Origin of the sequence: Pontimicrobium sp. IMCC45349 (genome assembly GCF_047219225.1) — a bacterium.
Classification (GTDB): Bacteria; Bacteroidota; Bacteroidia; order Flavobacteriales; family Flavobacteriaceae; genus IMCC45349.
This window is the reverse complement of the sequence record NZ_CP178208.1, coordinates 3,126,212-3,147,248: the sequence shown is the minus strand read 5'-3', so window position 1 is coordinate 3,147,248 and position 21,037 is coordinate 3,126,212. Positions and strand designations below refer to the sequence as shown.

Below are 21,037 nucleotides of genomic sequence, written 5' to 3'. Positions count from 1 at the left end.
TGTTCTAAAAACATAGTTTTAGCATAAAAACATATGATGAACATAAGGTATTACTTCTTTCTATTATTTATATGTGTTGCATGTAATTCTCATAAAACGACTGAATCGCAAATACAACAGGCAGTTTCAACTACTGTAAATACGATAAAAAAATCTATAGCACAAACTTTACAAGAACAAGAGCATTTACCTATTTCAGAACGTATAGCATTGTATCGCAAACTGAAAAAGGAAAATCCAGAGGCTTACAATTTTGAAAACGAAGACGAAATGACCATGTATGGTTATAAACATCTTTGGAACAATAAATTAAACGACGCTTTAGAAATTTTTAAATTGATTGTAGATGAATTTCCTAATTCCTCAAACCCTTATGATAGTTTAGGTGAAGCTTACTTAGCTGTAGGTGACTCTGTATTATCCTTAAAAAATTATGAAATATCTTTAAAATTGAATCCTGATAATTTCAATGCAGAAGATCAAATTGAGCGTATAAAACATCCACATATAAAATCTATTACACCTAAAGAGAAGTTTGCAAAAGTTTATACCAAAGAAGACTACATTAATGATTTTCAGCAATTAGGAGAACGTTTATTAGAGGTGAATCCAAATGCTCTAAAATTTATTTCAGAGCAAGATTTTTGGGAAACCATTGAAACTAAAAAATCACTTATAACCAACCATACAACTTTTGCAGAATTTGCATGGCACTGTAGTGAAATCATTGCTAATACTAATTGTTCTCATACATCATTAGGTAGCTTTTATTTTGAAAAAGACATGTTACCAGAATATATGATTTTTCCATTACAAACAAGACTTATAAAAGATAAATTATATGTTGTTGACACCTATACTAATAGTAAAAAAGTAGCAATTAAAGATGAAATTACAGCTATTAATACTATTCCTATTTCACAACTTGTTGCTGACGCTTTTAAGCATTTACAATCGCAAGGTCATGTAGACAGCTCAAAACGTCAAGAGTTTAATATGTGGTCAACTATCATAGTACCTTATGCGCTTAATTTCCCCGAAAGCTATTCGGTAACAATTGAAGGAAAACCAACGCCAATTCAATTAAATAGTACAAATAATATAAAAGCACCTTATATGAACAACTCTATTCCATATTGTGGTAAAGATTTATGCTTAGAAATAAAAGAAGATAAAAATACTGCTATTATGACTATCTCTTCATTTAATTATTATCCATGGAATAACCTTGATGAGTTTCAAGAATTTGTAGATGAAACCTTCAGTAGTATCAAAGAAAAACAAGTTAAAAATCTAATTATAGATGTACGTTTTAATGGTGGTGGTTCTGCTGAATCGAGTATTTATCTTTTAAAACACCTTGCTAAACAACAATTTGCTTATTTTTCAAAAACGGATAATTCAAAGGGTCATGGTATGCAACAACCTTTCGAAGATAAATTCAATGGCAATGTCTTCTTCTTAATTGATGGACAAGGAAAATCTACAACAGGTCATTTTATGGCGTTAGCAAAAGAAATGAATCTCGGTACTATCATAGGTGAAGAATTGGGTTCTAACCAACTTTGTACTGCTGGACAAACTGTATTAAGACTTACCAATACGAAGCTAGTGTACTACGTTGCTAATACAACATCAAAATTAGCAGACACAAATCTTCCAGACGAAAAAGGGATTTTACCAGACTATGAAATTATTCAAAGCATTGATGATTATTTAAATAAAGTAGATACTGTTAAAGACTATGCTTTTGAGCTTATTAGTCAACAAAATTAGATTCAAAAATTTAAATAAGAGTTAAGAGTAAGCAGACTACTGCTTCACTCTTAAATCCATAATCACCTTAGCATCTACCCAATAAATATCAGCGTTATCGCCTCCATAAGATCTATGAAAGAAGAAATATTTACCATCTGGAGAAATACTTCCATAAGCTTCAGCATGTTCAGTATTTATCTTATCGCCTAAATTAATAGCATTTCCCCAAGAATCATCTTCTTGTTTAAAACTGATATATAAATCATTATCACCATGACCTTCGGCTCTTTCACTATCCCAGATTAAATACGATTCATCTGCAGCAATAAATGGGTGCGCTGTCCATTTTCCTGAATTGATGTGCTTTGGCAATAATTTAGGGGCTTCACGTTTACCGTTCTTGATTCTAGACATACGGAGAACATCATCACTTTTATAATCGTCAAAAACATAGGTGCCATTAGCAGATGCGGTTAATCGCATAATTCCCATGTCTTTATTATCCAATAAGGACTTTGTATCTTTTACTTCTCCCCAACCAGAAGGTGTCAATTCCCTATATTTTCTTCCTAAGAATAATGTCTTACCATCTGGTGTAACAAAAGGTTCTCCTGGATAAGGAGTTACTTCAGATTCTACCCATTGATTTTCTATGTTTTTAATAACAAACAGAGCATTCTTTTTATACTTCCCTCCTCTTCTTCTAAAATAAAATTCTTTAGCATCAGGTGAAAAGGCAGCAGCAGCTTCTCTAAATTCATTTTTAATTAGCTCTGGAGCAAATAACTCCGGAACTAAACCTGGTGGCTCTTGTCCTAAATAAGTTAAAGGATCTTTTGAATTACAGCTTGTAATAAGAAGGGCTGTCAATAAAGTTAAAAGTGTATAATTAGTTTTCATATTTTATATTATTTAGTAAAAGCAGGTATAACAATTTCAAAAATGGGTTTCATAATTTTATCATCCTCACTGTCATGACCAGAAATTATAATAGTTAAGTCCAATGCTTCAACAACTATTACACGTTGTCCGCCGCCTCCCCAAGCAAATGAAGTTTTATACGTTTTGTTTCCAACCTTAGCATTAGTTTGGTACCAAAAATAGCCATAGCGATAATCTTCAGGGATCCAGTCTTCTGTTGGATTAACCATACCAGAAGTCGCCTTTTTTAAATAAGATTCAGATATAAATGGTTTATCATTTAATTTTCCATCATGAAGAACCAAACTTCCCCATTTTAGCATATCACGTGAAGTCATTCTCGTCATATAACCTGCTTGAGGTAACCCATTTGGGTTCGTTGACCATTGATAATTGCTAATTTCCAACTTGTCAAGTACTTCGTTTTTAATAAAATGTTCTGCTCCTCCAGGTACCACAGCATCAATTACAGTCATAACCAACATTGGATTGAAATTACCGTATAAATATTTTTGAGACTCGTCCGTTATAGGAGCGCTTTGTTCTAATAAGTTTTGCACCAAACCTTGACCTTTTATTCTCAATGTGTCTTTTTCTATTTCTTTCCATTTTTCACGATCAATCGTAAGTCCACCTTGCATTGTTAATGCTTTATGAAGTGTGATTTTTTCTGAGCCATCAACAAACTTTGAAGGATCTAAATCTTTTAAAAAGTGTACTATGGGTTTGTCTAAATCTTCCATCGTTAAATAACCTAATTGAATCGCTCTTCCAACAATAAGACTAGTATATCCTTTAGTTGCAGAAGCCTGACCATGTTGCAAATTAATGCGTCCTTTTTTATAATAAGATTCAAATACCAATTTGTCTTTGTGGGAAATAAGCAGCGCATCATAGTGTCCATATTGGCCTTCAAAAATCTCTTGAGAAAGACTTAGTATTGCATTTCGATTATTGGCACTAACTGCTAATGTGTCAACTAATATTCCGTCTTTTCTATCTTCAGGTGTTGTACTGATAAATGGTTTATTGAGATGAGGAATCTCCCAAAATGGTACCTTATAATTATCTTTTGAAACATGAGTCATCAATGATGCTAACCAATCAACACTATGAACTGCTGTTGTAGGGAAAGCCGTTCCATGGTTCCCTTCAATCACTTCTTTAAATACGGCTAATCCATCATCTCTTCTGTCATTTAACATTTTAACAAATGCATCAATAGGCTTAGTCACTGTCTCATCTTCTAATGAACCATATGAAATATAAACATTGGCTTTGAGGCTCGAGTTTTTATTGGAAGCTTTGTATGCTCCAAACTTTGTATTAAGTTCAGCTAAATATTCAACTTCATTTTTAATTGTTGGACTACCAATAATATAATTATTAAAAGTATCTGGCTGAGTCATTAGTATATATGCGCCAAATTCTCCACTCATAGAATATCCAAAATAGGTACGACTGTTTGGGTTTGTTCGGTAAGTATGGTCTACATATGTAATAACATCATTACGAATAAAATTAAGATGATTCTGGGCTTCACCAAATTGATATTTCTTTTGAGTTTTTGGATCCTTGTGTTTACTCATAGAGTAATCACGAAAACGACTTACATGATCTCCTCTTTCTTTTTTTAGATCTTCATCTATATCTAATTGCCAAGAAATTCCCACAAGAATAATGTCTTCCAACATGTATTCTGTTGCCCCAGACAACATTTCAAGATGCCACATCGCATCTGTATAATAAAGCACGGGATACCTTTTATTCGGGTTCTTCGAATACGCTTTAGGCAATTTTATATAAAGTTCATAGTGTCTTTCTGTTTTAGAATCTTTTATTGGGATTACTTGAATTTGACGCAACTCTAAAGCAGATCCTTCAACTTTGGCCCCAATGTTTTGTCCGCCATTATTTTGAGCAAAACCACTAGTTGCAATAAGAAACACCAGTAATAATTGACCTAAATTAATTTTCATAATGTTCGATTTTGATTAAATGAGATGTAAATATAGAAGTTGATTTCAAGCAAAAATTTTAAACAGGATGAACTATAGAATTAAATGACCAACTCATTTCATCATTGATATCTCTATTTTATCAAGAAATTATGGTTTTTGAAGTTGTAGGTAGTACCTTTAACCTATAACTAGTGAAACGATCTATGGCTAAAACCTCTTTAAAGAACATATTACGCATTAATATAGGAGCCTTTATATTAGTGGCTATCCTAGAAATAATGAGCAATTTAGTTATACTTGACAAGTTCGAAACGACTTATTCGTTCTATATGTCGGGTATTACATATACGGTATATATCATGGGAGTTATTTGGATGAACCACTTTATTTTCATTCCTTATTTCTTAGATAAAAAAAAATACGTCCCTTATATTTTACTATTATTAGCTACGATTTTTGTTGCTTCCTCTATCAAAGCCTATGGCAAAAGTTGGACATCTGTTTACAAGATTTCATTTTTCTTATTGTATACAACAGGTTCAGGAATGGCTGCCTTTTTTTTAAGAAGAAATCTACTGTTTAAAAGAGAAAATGAAGAAAAGGAAAAATTACAGAAAGAGATGGAGCTAAAATATTTAAAAGAACAAGTGAATCCACATTTCTTATTTAACTCTCTAAATAGTATTTACGCACTTTCTAGACAATCGTCTCCTGAAACTCCTGATTTGGTGATGCAGTTATCAGAACTGATGCGTTATCAATTAGAAAGTTCTAAAAAAGATAAGGTGTTACTAAAGGAAGAAATTGAATTTATTGAAAATTATTTGTTGCTTGAAGAAAAACGATTGAGTAATCGTTGCCATATTGAATTTGTGATCAAAGGTGATATCAAAGAGCTAAAAATAGCACCTATGCTATTAATTCCTTTTGTTGAAAATGCAATTAAACATGGTGCACAGAGCACCAATCAGCAAAGTACTATTGATATTTCTGTGACTATTGAACATAATAGTCTTCATTTTTGTGCTGTAAATTCAAAACCCAATGTAACTCCTATTGCTAAGCGTGAAGGATTGGGACTAGAAAATGTAAAAAGACGTTTAAATTTACTCTATCCAAACGCTCATGTTTTAGATATTGCTAACTTGGAAGATACATACAAAGTGAATTTAACCATAAGCCTTGTAGATATAAAATAATTTGAAGAAGAATGATTAAAATTGGAATTATAGATGATGAATTACTAGCGCGTAAAGTGTTAGAAGACTATTGCTCTAAAATTGACAATTTTGAGTTAGTCATTAGTACTGGAAATCCGTTGGAATTTATCAATTTTATCCAACAAGAGGAGTTAGATCTCATATTCTTAGATATTGAAATGCCTGAGTTAAATGGTATGGAAGTATTGCGTTCTATGGTGAATCCTCCAAAAGTAATTTTAACTACTGCATATTCAGAGTATGCTTTAGAAAGTTATAATTATGGCGTTGTGGATTATTTATTAAAACCCATAAAAATTGAACGCTTTTTAAAAGCAATCAACAAAGTCTCTACTTCCAAAATAATCACAAAAAACACTAACAGTAATAAAGAACTTCAAATCAAACACGATGGACTCCCTGTTAATATTCCGTTTGAATCTATCCTGTACATTCAGAGTTTTGGTAACTATTTAAAGATTTTTACCGATGAAAGAATGTATTTGATAACTGAAACATTAACAAATATTACGACAGTATTATCTGAAAATTTTCAACGGACCCACAAATCCTATATTACCAATCTAGAGCGCGTCACAAAAGCCACAAAATCTTATGTATCTATTGATAGTACTCAAGTCCCTGTGAGTGCGACGTATCGTGTCTTAGTGAATCAAAAACTAGAAGAATTATAAATTGCTAAATATAAAAAATCAGCAAAATGAAATAAATGTCCGAACATTATACTTCAAAATGCTGATTATAAGATTAAACTTTACTGATGGAATTTAAAATCAATATTTATTTATAGGTAAAGAAATATAACTATCTGTATACCATTTAATTTCCAAAGGTTCTTTAGCATCTTTAATGCTTTCTTCACTTACATCTTTTCCTGTGCCATAGTTAATTTGATTAAAAGGGTGTTTAATTCCGTTTAACATCACAACAATTCTACTTCCTTTTTTAATTTTTCTACTGGTCATTCTAAAATTATTAATAGGAATTGATGTTTTTTTATTTGGAGTCAACAACATTCTTTTTTCAATATCTATAGATATGCTAGCTCTAGTTGTAAAAGGAATTGTTAGACTAAAGAATTTACCATCTGCTGTTTGTTCATAGATTAAAACATTGCAATCAAAATCTTTTTTATTGATCGAAACATTTAATACACCACTTACAGAACCACTTAGTTCAACGTCTTCTTCAAAAGGTTCGGTTGTAAAAGAAAATCCTTCTCCCACAGTTAATGTTTCTGTGACAATGTTTCTATCTCCACTTAAATTCCAAGAGAATTGACTGCGATCTGCAAAATCAATCTTTTGCTCTAAATAAGAGTTTGAATCAGGATTATTAGACAAACTAAAATGTTCATTAACTCCTAAGTTTCCTGTATTGTAAGTAGATTTAAAAGCAACACCAGAACGTTGCTTATTAAAATAAAATCTTAACGAATCAGTAGCAATTTTATCTAATGATGGCGCATGTTTCCATGTATTAGCTCCCATTACTTGATAATTGATTTTATCTTTTAATATTGCTGGTTTATCAGCGTCTTTAAAAATATAATCAAACCAATCAAAGATGATGTCTTTAATATTTATCTGTGCAACTGGATCTATTGTGTAGCCCAAAATATTCTTTTCTGGAAGCTCTTGCGCTCCAAAATGTGAATACGGTCCAATAATCAGGTAATGCTCAGCATTTTTATTAAACTGATAATGCGACTTTAAATAATACATCGATCCAAATTGTCCGCCATCATAATAACCTGTTGTACTTAAAACAGGAATATTGATCTTAGAAAAATCGTCTTTATACAAAGTCATGTTTTTCCAATAGTCATCAAATGTTGGATGCTTTAATTTTTGATTGAATCCAGGGTTAGGAGTACCATCTAAACTATCTAATTTATTATAGGCGATACCTTTATTATAAAAATCGAAATTCAAATCATTCCAGCGTTTTCCATTAGAATATGAAACTGTATCCAAAGTTTTGTTATTTGTTACATAATGCCACCATGGATAATGAAAGTTAAAATACACTCCGTTTTCCATAGGCTCTGCAATACCAGGAGCTGCAGCAACAGAAGGGACTATTGTTTTCAAAGCTGAGTGTACTTTATCTTTCATAGAAGCCCATTGTACAAATCCTACATAACTTCCACCATACATACCAACTTCATCGTTACTCCATCCTTGTTCTGTAATCCAATCGATAACATCATAAACATCAGTACCTTCATGTTCATAAGGCGTAATTTCATCAGGACTTAGGTTTTTACCTCTTGTATAAGAGATAACTCCAATATAGCCTTTATCTGCAGCTTCATAAGCTCTTTTGATATCATCTTTACGTGTATAGATTGTATGGAATAGTATAGCTGGCTGTGGTTCCTTTACTGTATTATTTCTAACAACAATGGCTGATATTTTTGCACCATCTCTAGTGGTAATAAGTAGTGAATCTTGAACCAAATATTGTTTACCTTCTTTATTGACTACTCTTGGTTTTTGTTGTTGTTCTGGTTCTATTATAAACTGACAGGAACATAGTACCACTGAGAGTAGCAATAACAAGTTTTTAAATCTTCGTACTGCTTTCATTTAGTTATTCTTATTTGAATACTCAATTAATTCTTCTGTATAAGAAAATCCATCTTGATCTTGAGTCATCATTATAAAATTCTTTATTTCTGGAGCATATACAATAACATCATCTGTTTTAGAAAAAACACCTTTTGAAGTTGTAATTCCTCCTTTAAACTCAATAGTATAAGCCATAAATGTTCCTGCTTCAACGGTTACTTTTTTATAGGAAACAACTTCAGCATCTTGACTATATATTCCTGTATTAGATCCATCTGCACTTGTAAACTCAGTTTCATACTTCCATTTTTTCCCAACTTCTAAAGGCCATAAGAAACGTGGGGTTTTACTTTTTTTTGGTTTTACAATATCAGATACTAGGATGGTATCATTACCAGAAGTCAAACCTAATTCTCCTTTAAAGTTAACGATAGTTTTTGTATCAATTCCTTCAGAGCGAACTTCACCTTCTCCAGAAACACCTTTGTATTTCCATACCCACTTTTCACCTACACTATAATCCGATAATACTGGTTTTGGAGTACTTATTTTTTCTGGGTTAAATTTGCAAGATGCTAAAAATGATAATGCTAATATCAACACGAATTTAGTTGAGTAATTTAGAACTGTAATAATTTTCATAATAATAGTTTTAATGATTTATGAGACAAATTAAAGGCGGTTTATTGTCAATAAAAACAAAAAGTACAGGAGCGTTCTAAAACATTGTTAAACGTAAATAAATGACAATATTTATGTTTACAGACTATTCCAATTTTTAAACTTAACTGACTGACGACTAGAAACATCAATAGTTTCACCTGATGTTAATTTAATTTGTAGTCTATTATTAAAGTGAGGGAGAATTTCTTGAATATACTGTATGTTGATTATCTGACTTCTATTGGCTCTAAAGAATACTGTAGGATCTAATTTTTCCTCCAAAAGATTCAACGAACGTTTAATCATTGCTTTTTGATCTCCAAAATACAAGCGTGCATAATTCTCTAAAGATTCTATAAAACGAACCTCTGATAATGGAATAAAATGGCAATTTTCTCCATCTTTAATAAAAATCTTACGATGCATTGGCAAAACTTCTGGAGTAGCTATGCTTTTCTTTATCAGTTCTTGTTTAACTTTTTCTATGGTTTTAGCAAAACGTTCTTCACGTAAAGGTTTTACTAAATAATCTAAGGCATTTAATTCAAAAGCTTTTACCGCATATTGATCATAAGCTGTGGTAAAAACAACTTCTGGAACTGTTCCTAATTCTTCCAACAAATCAAAACCAGATTTTTCTGGCATATGTATGTCCAAGAAGATAATATCTGGTTGTTCACTTTCAATAATCTGAATTGCTTCATCAACATTTGATGCTTCACCAACAACATGAAATTCTTTATGTGGTTTTAAAGCACGTTTTACCTCTTCTCGAGCCAAGCGCTCATCATCTACGATAATGGTTTTAAATGTCTTCATTGGTTTCTAAAGGTAAAATTATTTGAGCTTCTACAGTATTACCAGCTATTTCTTTTAAATGAAAAGATGCTTCAGTTTTATATTGTAACGTTAGACGCTCTTTTAAGTTTTTAAGTCCAACGCCTTTAGATGTATTTGATGTCAACTTCCCAGGATTCTGAACTTTTATGATCACTTTATTCTTTGATGTTGTAATCTCCAAAGAAACAGTTCCTCCTTTTATCAATTTATCAATTCCATGTTTGATGGCATTTTCAACTAATAATTGAATGCTTAAGGTTGGAATCTTATATTGCTTTAGACTTTCATCTAAAGTGATGTTTAATGATAAACGCTCTTCAAAACGTAATTTTTCCAGTTCTACATAATCATTCACCAATGCTAGTTCATCCTTAATTGAAATTAAATCTTCGTCTTTTTCATATAAAGAGGATCGTAATAAATCCGATAATAAATCAATTGCTCTTCTCGCTTTGCTCGGGTTTTCTTCTACCAATGATTTGATTGAATTCAGAGAATTAAATAAGAAATGTGGATTCAATTGAGCAGATAGATTATCTAACTGAATCTGTTTGGTTAGAATAGACAGTTGGGCATTTTCTTTAGCTGTGGCAACCTCTTTTAGGTAATAATGATATAAATGATAGGCCAGAATCCAGATAGACATTAAACGTAAGCCTGTCAATAAAATAGGATCCCAAAACAAGATTGCTTTCCAAAAATCTCTTTCTTGAACCATAATTTCAGTCCAGAAAAAATACCACTTTAGATTATTTAATAATACATATAAAATTGCTAAAACAACAACACTAGGGATTACTCTACGAAGTAGTTGTTTTATAGACAAATCATTCCATTTATTCTTTAAAGCAAATAATCTGTAACAATGTGTTAGAAAAATTCCAATAGCAATATCTAATACATAATTCAAAAATGTATAAAACACACTGTAACTATCCCTTGTGTAAACCGTATATGCCCAATAAATAGAAACGAATCCCCAACCTAACAATTGGCATAACCAATAAAGATTAGAAGTTTTTTTTGCTAATAATGTATTTACTTTCACATTCATCAACTACAAAGAAAAACATTCCTTTTTAATACAGAAAGTAAAAGTACATCAACGTAAGAAATAAGGTATGAGTGTTATGTGTTTGCTAATTATGTCTATAATATTTGAGTATAAAACTTCAATAGTAATTTGAGAAGGTTGACAATCAAATTTAGACTGTTCACTAAAAATCTTCCTATATAAAATATGTTACACTCATAATTTTGGCATATAAATTAAAACCAGAATAAAATGAAAAAACCTAAGTATTTAATAGTAGTTATGTTAGCGCTTACAATAACATCTTGTAGTGATGACGATGATGGTCATGCTTTTTATTTAGAATATGCGAAAGTGTTAAATGCGAATGTTCCTGAGCAATTTCAATACGGGCATACGTATCAAATAAACATGACTGTAGAATTACCTAATAGTTGTTACTTCTTTTATAATCAGTTCGATTATTTTTACGATGGCAACTCTAGACTTGTTTATCCTATAGCTCATGTAGATATTGAAGATACTTGTGAACCAATTATTACAGAGGATGAACTAATAATTTCTGTTAGAGCATTACAATCTGAACCTTATCTTTTTAAATTTTATCAAGGAAAAGATGAAAATGGAGAAGATTTATTTTTAACTATTGAAGTGCCAGTTATCACAGATGATAGTGATGAATAAATATTTAGGAGTGCTAAATCAATTTGATGGTAGCACTCCTTTTTTATTCTTAATCAAGACGCTATGCTATCATGCCAAGGGAGTAGATAGTTAATTATATTATTTTATGTTTAAGTTGTAATAGACTAATTTCCCTTTAAACGTTGCCAAAGACACTGCATTAAAAATTGAGCATCACGACCAGTTTTGATAGTTTCAGTAGCTGTAATAGCTTCATTTTCTATTTCTAATAAATAAGAAAATGAGAAAAAAGAACTACCATCTTTTCTATCAATAAGACCAAAACGTAAATCGTTAAAAATCCATTGATTATTTATTTGCTCAATAATATACCAACCTTCACTTATACTTATTAAACGTTGAATGTTTTTATATTTCATTAGTTTACTAGCAATATTATGTTTTTTAGGGTAAATTTTAAATGTAATTGGTTGGGAATCAAAAAATGAATAATCTGCAATTAGGTAAGCATCTGGAGTGTCTATATTGGCATTCCAAAGAATAATGTTTAAAGGTGATGGACGTATACTTATTTTAGAGTATGTAATGTTTTGTTGTTCTAGAGCCTTAATGAATTGTTGTTCTGCAACTATTTTAACAAATAGGCTAATTAAAAGGTATAATGTGGAAATACTAAGTCCTACTCTATTAATACGTCTTCTAATTTTAGAATCACGCTTGTAGAATAGCACCGCAATAGTACACCCTAAAAAAGGTAAGGTGTATATGGGGTCTATTACAAAAATAGAGCTTAGTGCAAAACGTGTTTGTATTGGCCATAAAATTTGAGTTCCCCAAGATGTAAATGCATCTAATAATGCATGTGTAAATAACCCTAAAAAGAAAAGTTTAGACCAAGGTTTCCAACCTAAATTTGCTTTACGTTCTATTTTGTTGACCAACCAACCTAAAAAGCAACCTACTATAACACAAAATAATAAAGAATGACTAAATGCACGATGCCATTCAATAGCAGTAATTGTATCAGTTAATTTACCAAAAAGCACATCTAAATCAGGAATAGTACCTGCTATTGCTCCATATAGCAAAGCTTTGCTTCCTATTTTTTTTCCTAATGTAGCTTCTCCTACAGCTGCTCCTAAAACGATTTGTGTTAATGAGTCCAAAAAATAATATTGAAATGCGAAAATAAGTATTTAAATGTTTCGTTTAGTCATTAAAAGGCTTATAAAAGGTAAATTAATTAGAAGTGAAATTACTATTAAATCTACATTAAATTTATACTAAAAAAGCATTTCATCAATTAACTTAAGTCAGTTATCGAAAATATATCTGTAGTTTATTTAAATTATATACTTTAAGTTCATGGAACAATTAGACAAGAAAAAGGAATCAGAATATATCATTGCTTTTTATACACTTATCTTTTTAGTAGTATTATTAGCATATGTAGGAATAAGTCGTTTCCTTATATAATATATACCTCTCATTATAAATACATACATGTACTATTTTAAGTACATTTTTGTGAATGCCTCTTTGTAGGTTCTACCAATAGGAACAATATGAGTAGAGTTTTTAAAAAATATTTGATTACCTGAAACTTTATTTACCAAATTTGTGTTTACAATAAATGATTTGTGTACTTGCGCAAATCTAGTTCTGTCTAACTTTTCTAACCAATATTTTAGCGAAAATGAAGTAAGATGTTTTTTCTTAGATGTTATAATTTCAGTATAATCTGCCTCAGATTTAATGCAAAGTATATCTGAAATTTCAATTTGAATATGATCATATCCAGATTTTATAAAAAAACTTGTTTCAGCTGTTTGGTGTTCGTCACTATTATTTGCTAATGTTTTACTGACGATATTGTTACTACTCTTAGTAACGGCTTGTACAAATCGCTGAAATGAAAACGGTTTTAACAAATAATCTACAACATTGTATTCGTAGCTTTTTAAGGCATATTCAGAAAAAGCAGTAGTTAAAATAACTTGCGGTTGATGCTTTAAACTATTTAAAAAATCTATTCCAGATATTTTCGGCAAATGAATATCTAAAAAAATAAGATTAATATCATTTTCTTGTAAATATTGAAGCGCTTCAATAGCATCAGAGAAAGTACTCTTAAGTTCTAAAGAACCTATATCTGCAATGTACTTTTGCAAAATACGTTGTGCAGGTGGTTGGTCTTCAATAATGATACAAGTTCTTTTCATATTCACTTTTAAGTCAAATCTAAAATAAGATTTACATCAAAGATAGTGTCCTTATCCTTAATAATTAATTCATGCTTATTTGGATATAAAATCTCTAAACGTTTTTTAACATTTTTAAGTCCTATGCCTTTAGATAAACTTTGATTATTTGCAGTTAAAGTAAAATTATTTTTACAACTAAAATGTAGCTTCCCATATTCATTTATTTTAATGCTTATAAAAATATTAATAGCATCACTTAAACTAGCTGTACTATGTTTAAAAGCATTTTCTATAAAAACCATTAATATAAGTGGAGCTATTTTATAATTTAATGTAGTAGTGTCCGATTTAAATTCAACCACTCCTCTATTTTCAATTTGTAATTCATTTAATGCTGTAAAACTTTTTAGATGCTCAATTTCTTTATCTAACGGCACAAAATCCTCTTTACAATCATATAGCATATATCTCAACACCGAAGACAATTCTAATATTATAGAAGGTGTTTTAGGAGAATTTTCTATTGCATATGAGTACAGGTTATTTAAATTATTAAACAAAAAATGAGGGTTAATTTGTGTTTTTAAGAACTGTAACTCGCTTTCTTTAACAGCTGTCGCCATTTCATCTAACTCATGCTGCTTTTTAGTGGCATCAAACGCAAATTTAAAACCAGTAAGTATAATTAATACAGGTAAAACATCTATTAATGATTGGAAAATACCAGGGAAATATTTACCTCTTGTGTCTGGATAAAATATAGCCTCAATAATCAACTCTTCAACAGCGATAAGTACAGCAATTATTATAAGCACATAAATAGCAAAAACTAAATATTTTTTTTTATAAAAAAAGCGAGGTAATAATACATAGTTTATAATAAATGCACCAATACTATATTGTAAAAAGATATAAATTCTAGCAATTTCAATAGTTGATTCGTGTTTGTCAAGCACATAAAAAAACATCAAAACAATATGCAATACTGTTTGATATATTAATTCTTTAGAGTTGATTTTATGCTGCATATTTCAAAAATATACATTTAAAAACTTATGCTTATAAGAAAATCAGCCATCGACATTTTTATTACTGTAAACAACATATCATATATACTTATGTCGTTGGCAATATAACTTATGTCGTTTGAAGGTTTTCTCTTTACTCTAAACTTATAAAAAGTAATATTTGTATAAACTAAATTATCAAATAATGAATATTAAACGCTTATCAATTTTATTTCTATTATTTACTTCATTTTTATTAAATGCACAAAACAAAACATTAGAGATAAAAGGTAAAGTTATTGAAGAGAATAGTCAATTGCCTATTGCTTATGCTACAATTTTAATTGCAGATAAGGATACAAAAATACCTATTACTGGAACTACAAGTAATGATTCTGGTGATTTTGTACTATCTACCGAAGCTAATAATTTTTATATAGAAATTAGTTTTATAGGCTTTAATACCATTACTATTTCTGACTATAAAGAAGAAAATCAAATAATCGATTTAAAAACTGTAACCTTAAGTGAAAACTTAGAAGCACTAAGTGAAGTTGTTGTGCAAGCAGAACGTTCTCAAACCGAATTTAAATTAGATAAGCGTGTTTTTAATGTTGGAAAAGATTTAAGTAGTACTGGAGCAAGTGCGCTAGAAGTTTTAAACAATGTACCATCAGTTACAGTAAACATTGAAGGTGTAATTAGTTTAAGAGGAAGTCAAGGTGTTCAAATGTTAATTAATGGAAAGCCATCGGTACTAGCAAGTGAAGAAGGCAATGCATTAGGTACTATAACTGCAGATATGATTGAGAAAATTGAAGTGATTACTAACCCATCAGCAAAGTATGATGCTGAAGGTACTTCAGGTATTATCAATATCATTCTAAAAAAAGAGGAAAAGAGAGGTTTAAATGGCTCTGTTACTTTAAACACAGGAACGCCAAACAATCATAGTTTAGGTTTAAGCTTAAATAAAAGAACTGAAAAATTTAATCTATTTAGTCAAATAGGAATTGGACGTAGAACATTTCCAAGTGAATACAAGAATATCAATTCAGATTTTATAAATAATACTACTATAAACAGCAATGGTGAAAGTGATAAAAATGAAACCTTTTATAATATTGTTTTAGGAACCGATTATCATATTAACGATAATAACGTACTAACACTTTCTGGAAATTTTGCCTATGAGCAAGAAGATGAAAACTCTACTACAAGCTTTAGTAGTATTAATGAGTTAAATACAATAACTGATAGCTGGAAACGTGTTGAATCTACTGAAGCTACAAACCCAAAATGGGAATACGAACTACAGTATAAAAAAGACTTTAAAAAGGAAGACCAGAGTTTATTATTTAGTGCTTTGGGTAACTTTTTTGGTAAAGATCAAGAATCTATATTTAATAACACTACAATTACTGGTGCAAATGATGATGGATTACAATCAACCAAAACAGATTTTAAACAAGCAGAATACACATTTAAGTTAGATTACACACATCCTTTTCTAGAAAAATATAAAATAGAAACTGGAGCGCAATATGTATTAAATGATGTTGAGAATGATTATGAAGTAAACGATTTCATTGGTGATGAATGGGTGAATAATCCAGACCTTACAAATCTATTTGAGTTTAAACAAAACGTACTTGGTGTGTACACAACTGGAGCTTATGAAAGTGATAAATGGGGAATTAAACTTGGGGTAAGACTTGAAAATACAGATCTTAATACGCTACTTACTAATACTAATGAAAAGAATAATAAGAACTACACCGATTTGTTTCCAAGTGCGCATACATCTTATAAGGTGACAGATAACTTTTCTATACAAGCCGGTTATTCTAAGAGAATTTATAGGCCACGTTTATGGGATTTAAATCCATTTTTTAACATTAGAAATAATTTTAGCATCTATACAGGAAATCCAAATTTGCAACCAGAATATACAGACTCTTATGAAATTACAAGTATTCATAAAATAGGAAAAGCTTCTTTAAACTTAAGCTTGTATAACCGTTATACTACAGATGTTATTGAACGTGTCACAACATTTGAAGATAATGTAAGTACGACACGTCCTGAAAATTTTGGAACAAATAGTACAACAGGTTTTGAGATTAATGGAAAATATAGTCCGTTGAAATGGTTTTCTTTAAATGGTGATTTCAATATTAATTACTTTAATAGAAAAGGTGATTTTGAAGGAACATCTTTTGATTTTAATGGTAATAGCTGGACATCTCGTTTAACTACAAAATTTAAATTACCTGCTGATATTGATATGGAATTATCTGGAAATTATAGATCGAAATACAGAACACTACTTAGTGATGTATCTGATACATTTTTTGCAGATTTTGGAATGCGCAAAAAAATATTTAAAGGTAAAGCAATATTAAACTTAAGTGTTAGAGATGTATTTGCATCACGTAGAAACGAATCTGTACAAGCACAACCAGATTATTATATATATAGTCATAGACAACGCGGGCGCTTTGTAACTTTTGGTGTTAGTTTTGGGTTTGGAAAAGGAGAAGCTATGGAGTTTTCTGGACAAAAACGTTTTTAATTATAATTTAATTAGACTAATTAATAAAGTGTAATAGCGCAATGTAATTTTTCATTGCGCTATTACTATTACTAATCTATACTAAAAGTATTATCCGATAAATTTTCATCTGATCTAGTTCCATACGGATCTATTGAAATATGAGTTGGCCTATCTTTTACAATAATCTTAATTTCAGTAATTCCGTTTTTGAATTTATTTGATTGATAATAAAGCAAAGAAGATTCCTCTTTTTTCACTTTGGATGGATGCGAAGAAAATACACCAATCTTTATCGCTTCATTTAAATTGACCTCTTTTGATTCTCCGTTTGACAATGTTTCAAAACGCTTTGCTGAAACTTTGGCAGTAATTTCAAAAGTTCCATCAGTTAACTCTTTATATGACGCATTTTCAATACCAACATCATAAGTAATTACTTTCTTAAACCAATCATTGATAAGTGCTTGCTGCTCTTCTGTAGTAACTTGATATAAAGCATTTAAAAAATCAATAGTTGTTATATTAAAACTATGGGTAGCTCTATCTTTATCTGTTAGGGATTTAAGTACTGCATTTACTTTAGTTTCTCCAATTAAATCTCTTAATGCAAGCATAATATTTAAAGACTTTCCATAAGAAATATAACTTTGATTTGTAACCAAATATGCTGGAGGTTCTACGCTACCTGAAAAAGATCTTCCAGAAAAATACCTACCTCTAGCATTATCAATAAGTTCTACCAACATACCTTTACCATACGTTTTTTCTAATACTACAGCTTCAGTATATTTTGCCAATCCTTCAACTAATAAGGCACCACCAGCAACAGGTTTAGAAGATAATGTATGTCCCCACCATTGATGAGCAACTTCATGAATGGTTCTTTTTGCAACTACATTAAACCTTTCTGGGTTGCGAACATCAGACAAATACAATCTATCTTCAACCATACTTATTACTCCTGGGTGTGCAAACCCTCCAAAAGACCAATACGAAGGAACTTCAACCATTCTTAAATGATTAAACATATACGCTCCAAAATTCTCTTGACAATAATCTAAAGTAACTTTAATACTATTTTCTATTTCATTAATATTAAAAGGTTGTTTTGCGTCGTAGTATTGCTCTATCTCTATGTCTTTATAGTTGGTTTTTTTAGTCTGATATGCTGCTGAAAAATACCCAATCATTGGCACAATTTTTTTATTAGATTTATAATGATAATAATTTCTATCATCCTTAGCCCATGCTTTAATTAAATCTCCAGAACTTATTGCAGTTTGATTTTTATTGGTTGAAACAATAGTTTCAAACGGAATCTTTTCATTCTTTTCTTCCTCCGAAACTATATGAGCAGCAGTAGAAACTTCAATAGTTCTTTTTGGTAAATTTCTTTTTTTACGCTCTGAAGGACGTCTTAATTCCAATCCAGCACTATATCCCAAAATAGGTTCAAAAGAATTATGAGTTATATAAGATCCATTATTTACAATTGAAATATCATTATCATATCCTTTAATAGATTTAGTAAATTCATAATTAAACCTTACAGAATCATTTGGTTGCAATGGGGCATCAAACTGAAAAAGATACGTACCAAAAACTGTGTCATGCTTAGCTAAAGTTGCATTTTCAATGGTTACATTTTTTAAATCAACCCTTTCTGTGATAAATACTTGAGACATAGGTTTGTCACTTTTATTCTTAATCATATAATCGGCTATCACAGAATAACTTCTTTTAGTAGGATAAATATCTACAATGGTTTTTCTAGAGGTTGTGATTGGTCTTGCTAAGACCTCATATTGCTTAAATTTTTTCTCATAATTTTCTCTAAAGTCTAATTGACTTGTACTATTAACATATTCATTAACTATATTCTTATTGTAAAATACTAAAGAACCTGCTGTAAAAAATAATAGTATACTTACTATAAAGCTTCCCTTTAATAAAGTAGTTGCTGGTTGTTTTAATTGCTTTAGCTTGTAAGTAAATTTTGTTACTACTCCTCTATTCCATATTTTAAAAGAAATCAACATTAATATCATTCCGAATGACAACCAGTAGATCGATAAATGATTGTACAAACTAGACACTCCATTAAACCCATCCATTGTGTTGTAGCTTGTCCTTGGCATAAATCCAAGACTTGTTAGCGGATGTTCTAATCCTAATACATCTGATTTTAAACTAAGAATTGCAATCAATAAAAATAGACCCATTCCGATATACTTACTCTTAACAAGATTGTTTACAAATATTGCTATCATACAAAAGACTACTAACTGCACTCCGTAATAGTAATATAATGATCCGTATAATGAGAACTCAAAATTTGTGTATCCCAAACTGATTTGAAATAACATACACATCAATACACCTATGGTAATTAAAATAAAAGGCAATGACAATAAGGCTGAAAATTTACTTCCAAAAATGACCCAGTTTTTTACTGGTGTAGCATCAGTAATAAAGTTGAAATTCGCAGATCTTTCTCTCCAAACAATATCACCTCCATAAAAAACAATTAATAGTATACTAAAAAGTGTTAATGGATCTACAATCAATTCTATTAACAAATAGGTAAATGGATAATTACTTACACCATATTCACCACCTCCAATAACTGTACTATATAGCTCAGAAAAAACGATAAATACCCACATCAATAATATTGCTATAAAGGGTAAACTTTTAAATACACTTTTCAATTCTAACTTTAAAATTGATTTAAAAGCCAATAACTGAGCTTTCAAACTACTAAACGTTTCGATTGGTTTGTATTTTATATAAGGCGTTTTGTCAATTGTTATTTTCTCATTTTTTTTAACCTTTTTAGAGATTTTTCTAAACGAAAACAATCCATAAGTCGAAAGTAAAATTACAAGTGCAATACCAACCCAAACCAATCTATTGATTAAGAAATAGCCAGAAAATGATAGCATTTGTGTATTCTTTTGAAAAGGTGTCCAATACTGTGTTTGTTCCAAAAATGCGGAAACACCAAATGGGTCAGCAATTGCAGCCACTATCATACTCTCTGGTGATGCTGGTACCGATTGCGCCATAATTGGAGAGTTTAAAAATATAGAACTCACAAAATATAGCATGTAAATAAATACAGCACTTACATATGTAGCAGTACTGTTTTTGGTTAACGTACTAATTGAAAAAACCAAGGCTGTACAAATAAAGATATTAGGGAGTATAAAGTACAACCAAGGTTGGAAGTAAGTTGTGAACTTAAAATCAGCGACTCTTTCAGGGTCTAAATCAAAAAAATAATTCCCAATTATATATCCTAAAATGAATGGTGAAAAAGCTAAAACACTAAAAATAAATGTTCCTGCAAAACGACTCCAAAAGTAGTTTGCCTTTGTAATAGAAGTACTAAAAATTATTCCTTCCATTAAATGCTGCTTGTCTCTTAGCATAGCACTAATGGCAAAAAACATAATGATAAAAACACTTCCTAAAGTAAAAATACTTGTATGAAAATTTACTTGGTATCCTGCATTAAAGTTTAAACCTGTTGGCGCAAAACCATTTCTACCTACAAAAATACCTAATGCAGTAAACAGTAATACGAACAATGGAAAAGCTCTTTGTTTGTATTGATAAAAAACTTCGAACTGTAATAATTTTTTAAACATAA

At 30.3% G+C, this 21,037-nt stretch carries 15 protein-coding genes; 5 read left to right on the top strand and 10 right to left on the bottom strand.

The window, feature by feature from the left end; all coding sequences use genetic code 11:
- Positions 1 to 33: 33 nt before the first annotated feature.
- Entirely contained in the window at positions 34 to 1,776 is a 1,743-nt protein-coding gene (locus tag ACLII3_RS14500; RefSeq protein WP_412985038.1) for a S41 family peptidase, read from the top strand.
- Between the two features lie 36 nt (positions 1,777 to 1,812).
- Here ACLII3_RS14500 and ACLII3_RS14495 read toward each other — a convergent pair whose 3' ends face one another.
- Entirely contained in the window at positions 1,813 to 2,658 is an 846-nt protein-coding gene (locus tag ACLII3_RS14495; protein ID WP_412985036.1) for a hypothetical protein, read from the bottom strand.
- Positions 2,659 to 2,666: 8 nt separating this feature from the next.
- Positions 2,667 to 4,658: a serine hydrolase gene (locus ACLII3_RS14490; RefSeq protein WP_412985034.1), complete on the bottom strand. Its 1,992-nt coding sequence runs from the start codon at positions 4,656 to 4,658 to the stop codon at positions 2,667 to 2,669.
- Between the two features lie 185 nt (positions 4,659 to 4,843).
- Between ACLII3_RS14490 and ACLII3_RS14485 the strand changes: the two genes are divergently transcribed.
- Positions 4,844 to 5,839 carry a sensor histidine kinase gene (locus ACLII3_RS14485; protein ID WP_412985032.1) on the top strand — a complete coding sequence of 332 codons (996 nt, stop codon included), beginning with the start codon at positions 4,844 to 4,846 and terminating at the stop codon, positions 5,837 to 5,839.
- A gap of 11 nt (positions 5,840 to 5,850) precedes the next feature.
- Complete coding sequence (locus tag ACLII3_RS14480; RefSeq protein ID WP_412985030.1) at positions 5,851 to 6,534, top strand: LytR/AlgR family response regulator transcription factor; 684 nt, start codon at positions 5,851 to 5,853, stop codon at positions 6,532 to 6,534.
- 99 nt (positions 6,535 to 6,633) lie between these two features.
- Here ACLII3_RS14480 and ACLII3_RS14475 read toward each other — a convergent pair whose 3' ends face one another.
- The 4 genes from ACLII3_RS14475 to ACLII3_RS14460 form a co-directional block, all read right to left on the bottom strand.
- Entirely contained in the window at positions 6,634 to 8,451 is a 1,818-nt protein-coding gene (locus ACLII3_RS14475) for a CocE/NonD family hydrolase (RefSeq protein WP_412985028.1), read from the bottom strand.
- Positions 8,452 to 9,075 (bottom strand): hypothetical protein, encoded by a 624-nt coding sequence (locus ACLII3_RS14470; RefSeq protein ID WP_412985026.1) that lies wholly within the window; start codon positions 9,073 to 9,075, stop codon positions 8,452 to 8,454. It lies immediately after the preceding gene.
- Positions 9,076 to 9,192: 117 nt separating this feature from the next.
- The gene (locus ACLII3_RS14465; RefSeq protein ID WP_412985024.1) at positions 9,193 to 9,915 is read right to left on the bottom strand and encodes a LytR/AlgR family response regulator transcription factor; all 723 of its coding nucleotides are present in this window, start codon (positions 9,913 to 9,915) and stop codon (positions 9,193 to 9,195) included.
- Positions 9,902 to 10,984 carry a sensor histidine kinase gene (locus ACLII3_RS14460; RefSeq protein ID WP_412985022.1) on the bottom strand — a complete coding sequence of 361 codons (1,083 nt, stop codon included), beginning with the start codon at positions 10,982 to 10,984 and terminating at the stop codon, positions 9,902 to 9,904. The genes ACLII3_RS14465 and ACLII3_RS14460 overlap by 14 nt, the downstream gene beginning before the upstream one ends.
- A gap of 237 nt (positions 10,985 to 11,221) precedes the next feature.
- On the opposite strand from ACLII3_RS14460, the gene ACLII3_RS14455 reads away from it, so the two are divergent.
- The gene (locus ACLII3_RS14455) at positions 11,222 to 11,653 is read left to right on the top strand and encodes a hypothetical protein (RefSeq protein ID WP_412985020.1); all 432 of its coding nucleotides are present in this window, start codon (positions 11,222 to 11,224) and stop codon (positions 11,651 to 11,653) included.
- A gap of 125 nt (positions 11,654 to 11,778) precedes the next feature.
- Here the strand turns inward: ACLII3_RS14455 and ACLII3_RS14450 are convergent, their stop codons facing one another.
- From ACLII3_RS14450 to ACLII3_RS14440, 3 genes are all read right to left on the bottom strand, one after another.
- Positions 11,779 to 12,780 carry a metal-dependent hydrolase gene (locus tag ACLII3_RS14450; RefSeq protein ID WP_412985018.1) on the bottom strand — a complete coding sequence of 334 codons (1,002 nt, stop codon included), beginning with the start codon at positions 12,778 to 12,780 and terminating at the stop codon, positions 11,779 to 11,781.
- Positions 12,781 to 13,122: 342 nt separating this feature from the next.
- Positions 13,123 to 13,836, bottom strand: coding sequence for a LytR/AlgR family response regulator transcription factor (locus ACLII3_RS14445; protein ID WP_412985016.1), 714 nt, complete (start codon positions 13,834 to 13,836; stop codon positions 13,123 to 13,125).
- Positions 13,837 to 13,844: 8 nt separating this feature from the next.
- On the bottom strand, positions 13,845 to 14,846 hold the full coding sequence (locus ACLII3_RS14440) for a sensor histidine kinase (RefSeq protein ID WP_412985014.1): 1,002 nt from the start codon (positions 14,844 to 14,846) through the stop codon (positions 13,845 to 13,847).
- A 184-nt stretch (positions 14,847 to 15,030) separates the two neighbouring features.
- Between ACLII3_RS14440 and ACLII3_RS14435 the strand changes: the two genes are divergently transcribed.
- Entirely contained in the window at positions 15,031 to 17,400 is a 2,370-nt protein-coding gene (locus ACLII3_RS14435; RefSeq protein ID WP_412985012.1) for a TonB-dependent receptor domain-containing protein, read from the top strand.
- A gap of 71 nt (positions 17,401 to 17,471) precedes the next feature.
- On the opposite strand, the gene ACLII3_RS14430 is transcribed toward ACLII3_RS14435, so the two are convergent.
- Positions 17,472 to 21,035 carry a M1 family aminopeptidase gene (locus ACLII3_RS14430; protein ID WP_412985010.1) on the bottom strand — a complete coding sequence of 1,188 codons (3,564 nt, stop codon included), beginning with the start codon at positions 21,033 to 21,035 and terminating at the stop codon, positions 17,472 to 17,474.
- Positions 21,036 to 21,037 lie beyond the last annotated feature (2 nt).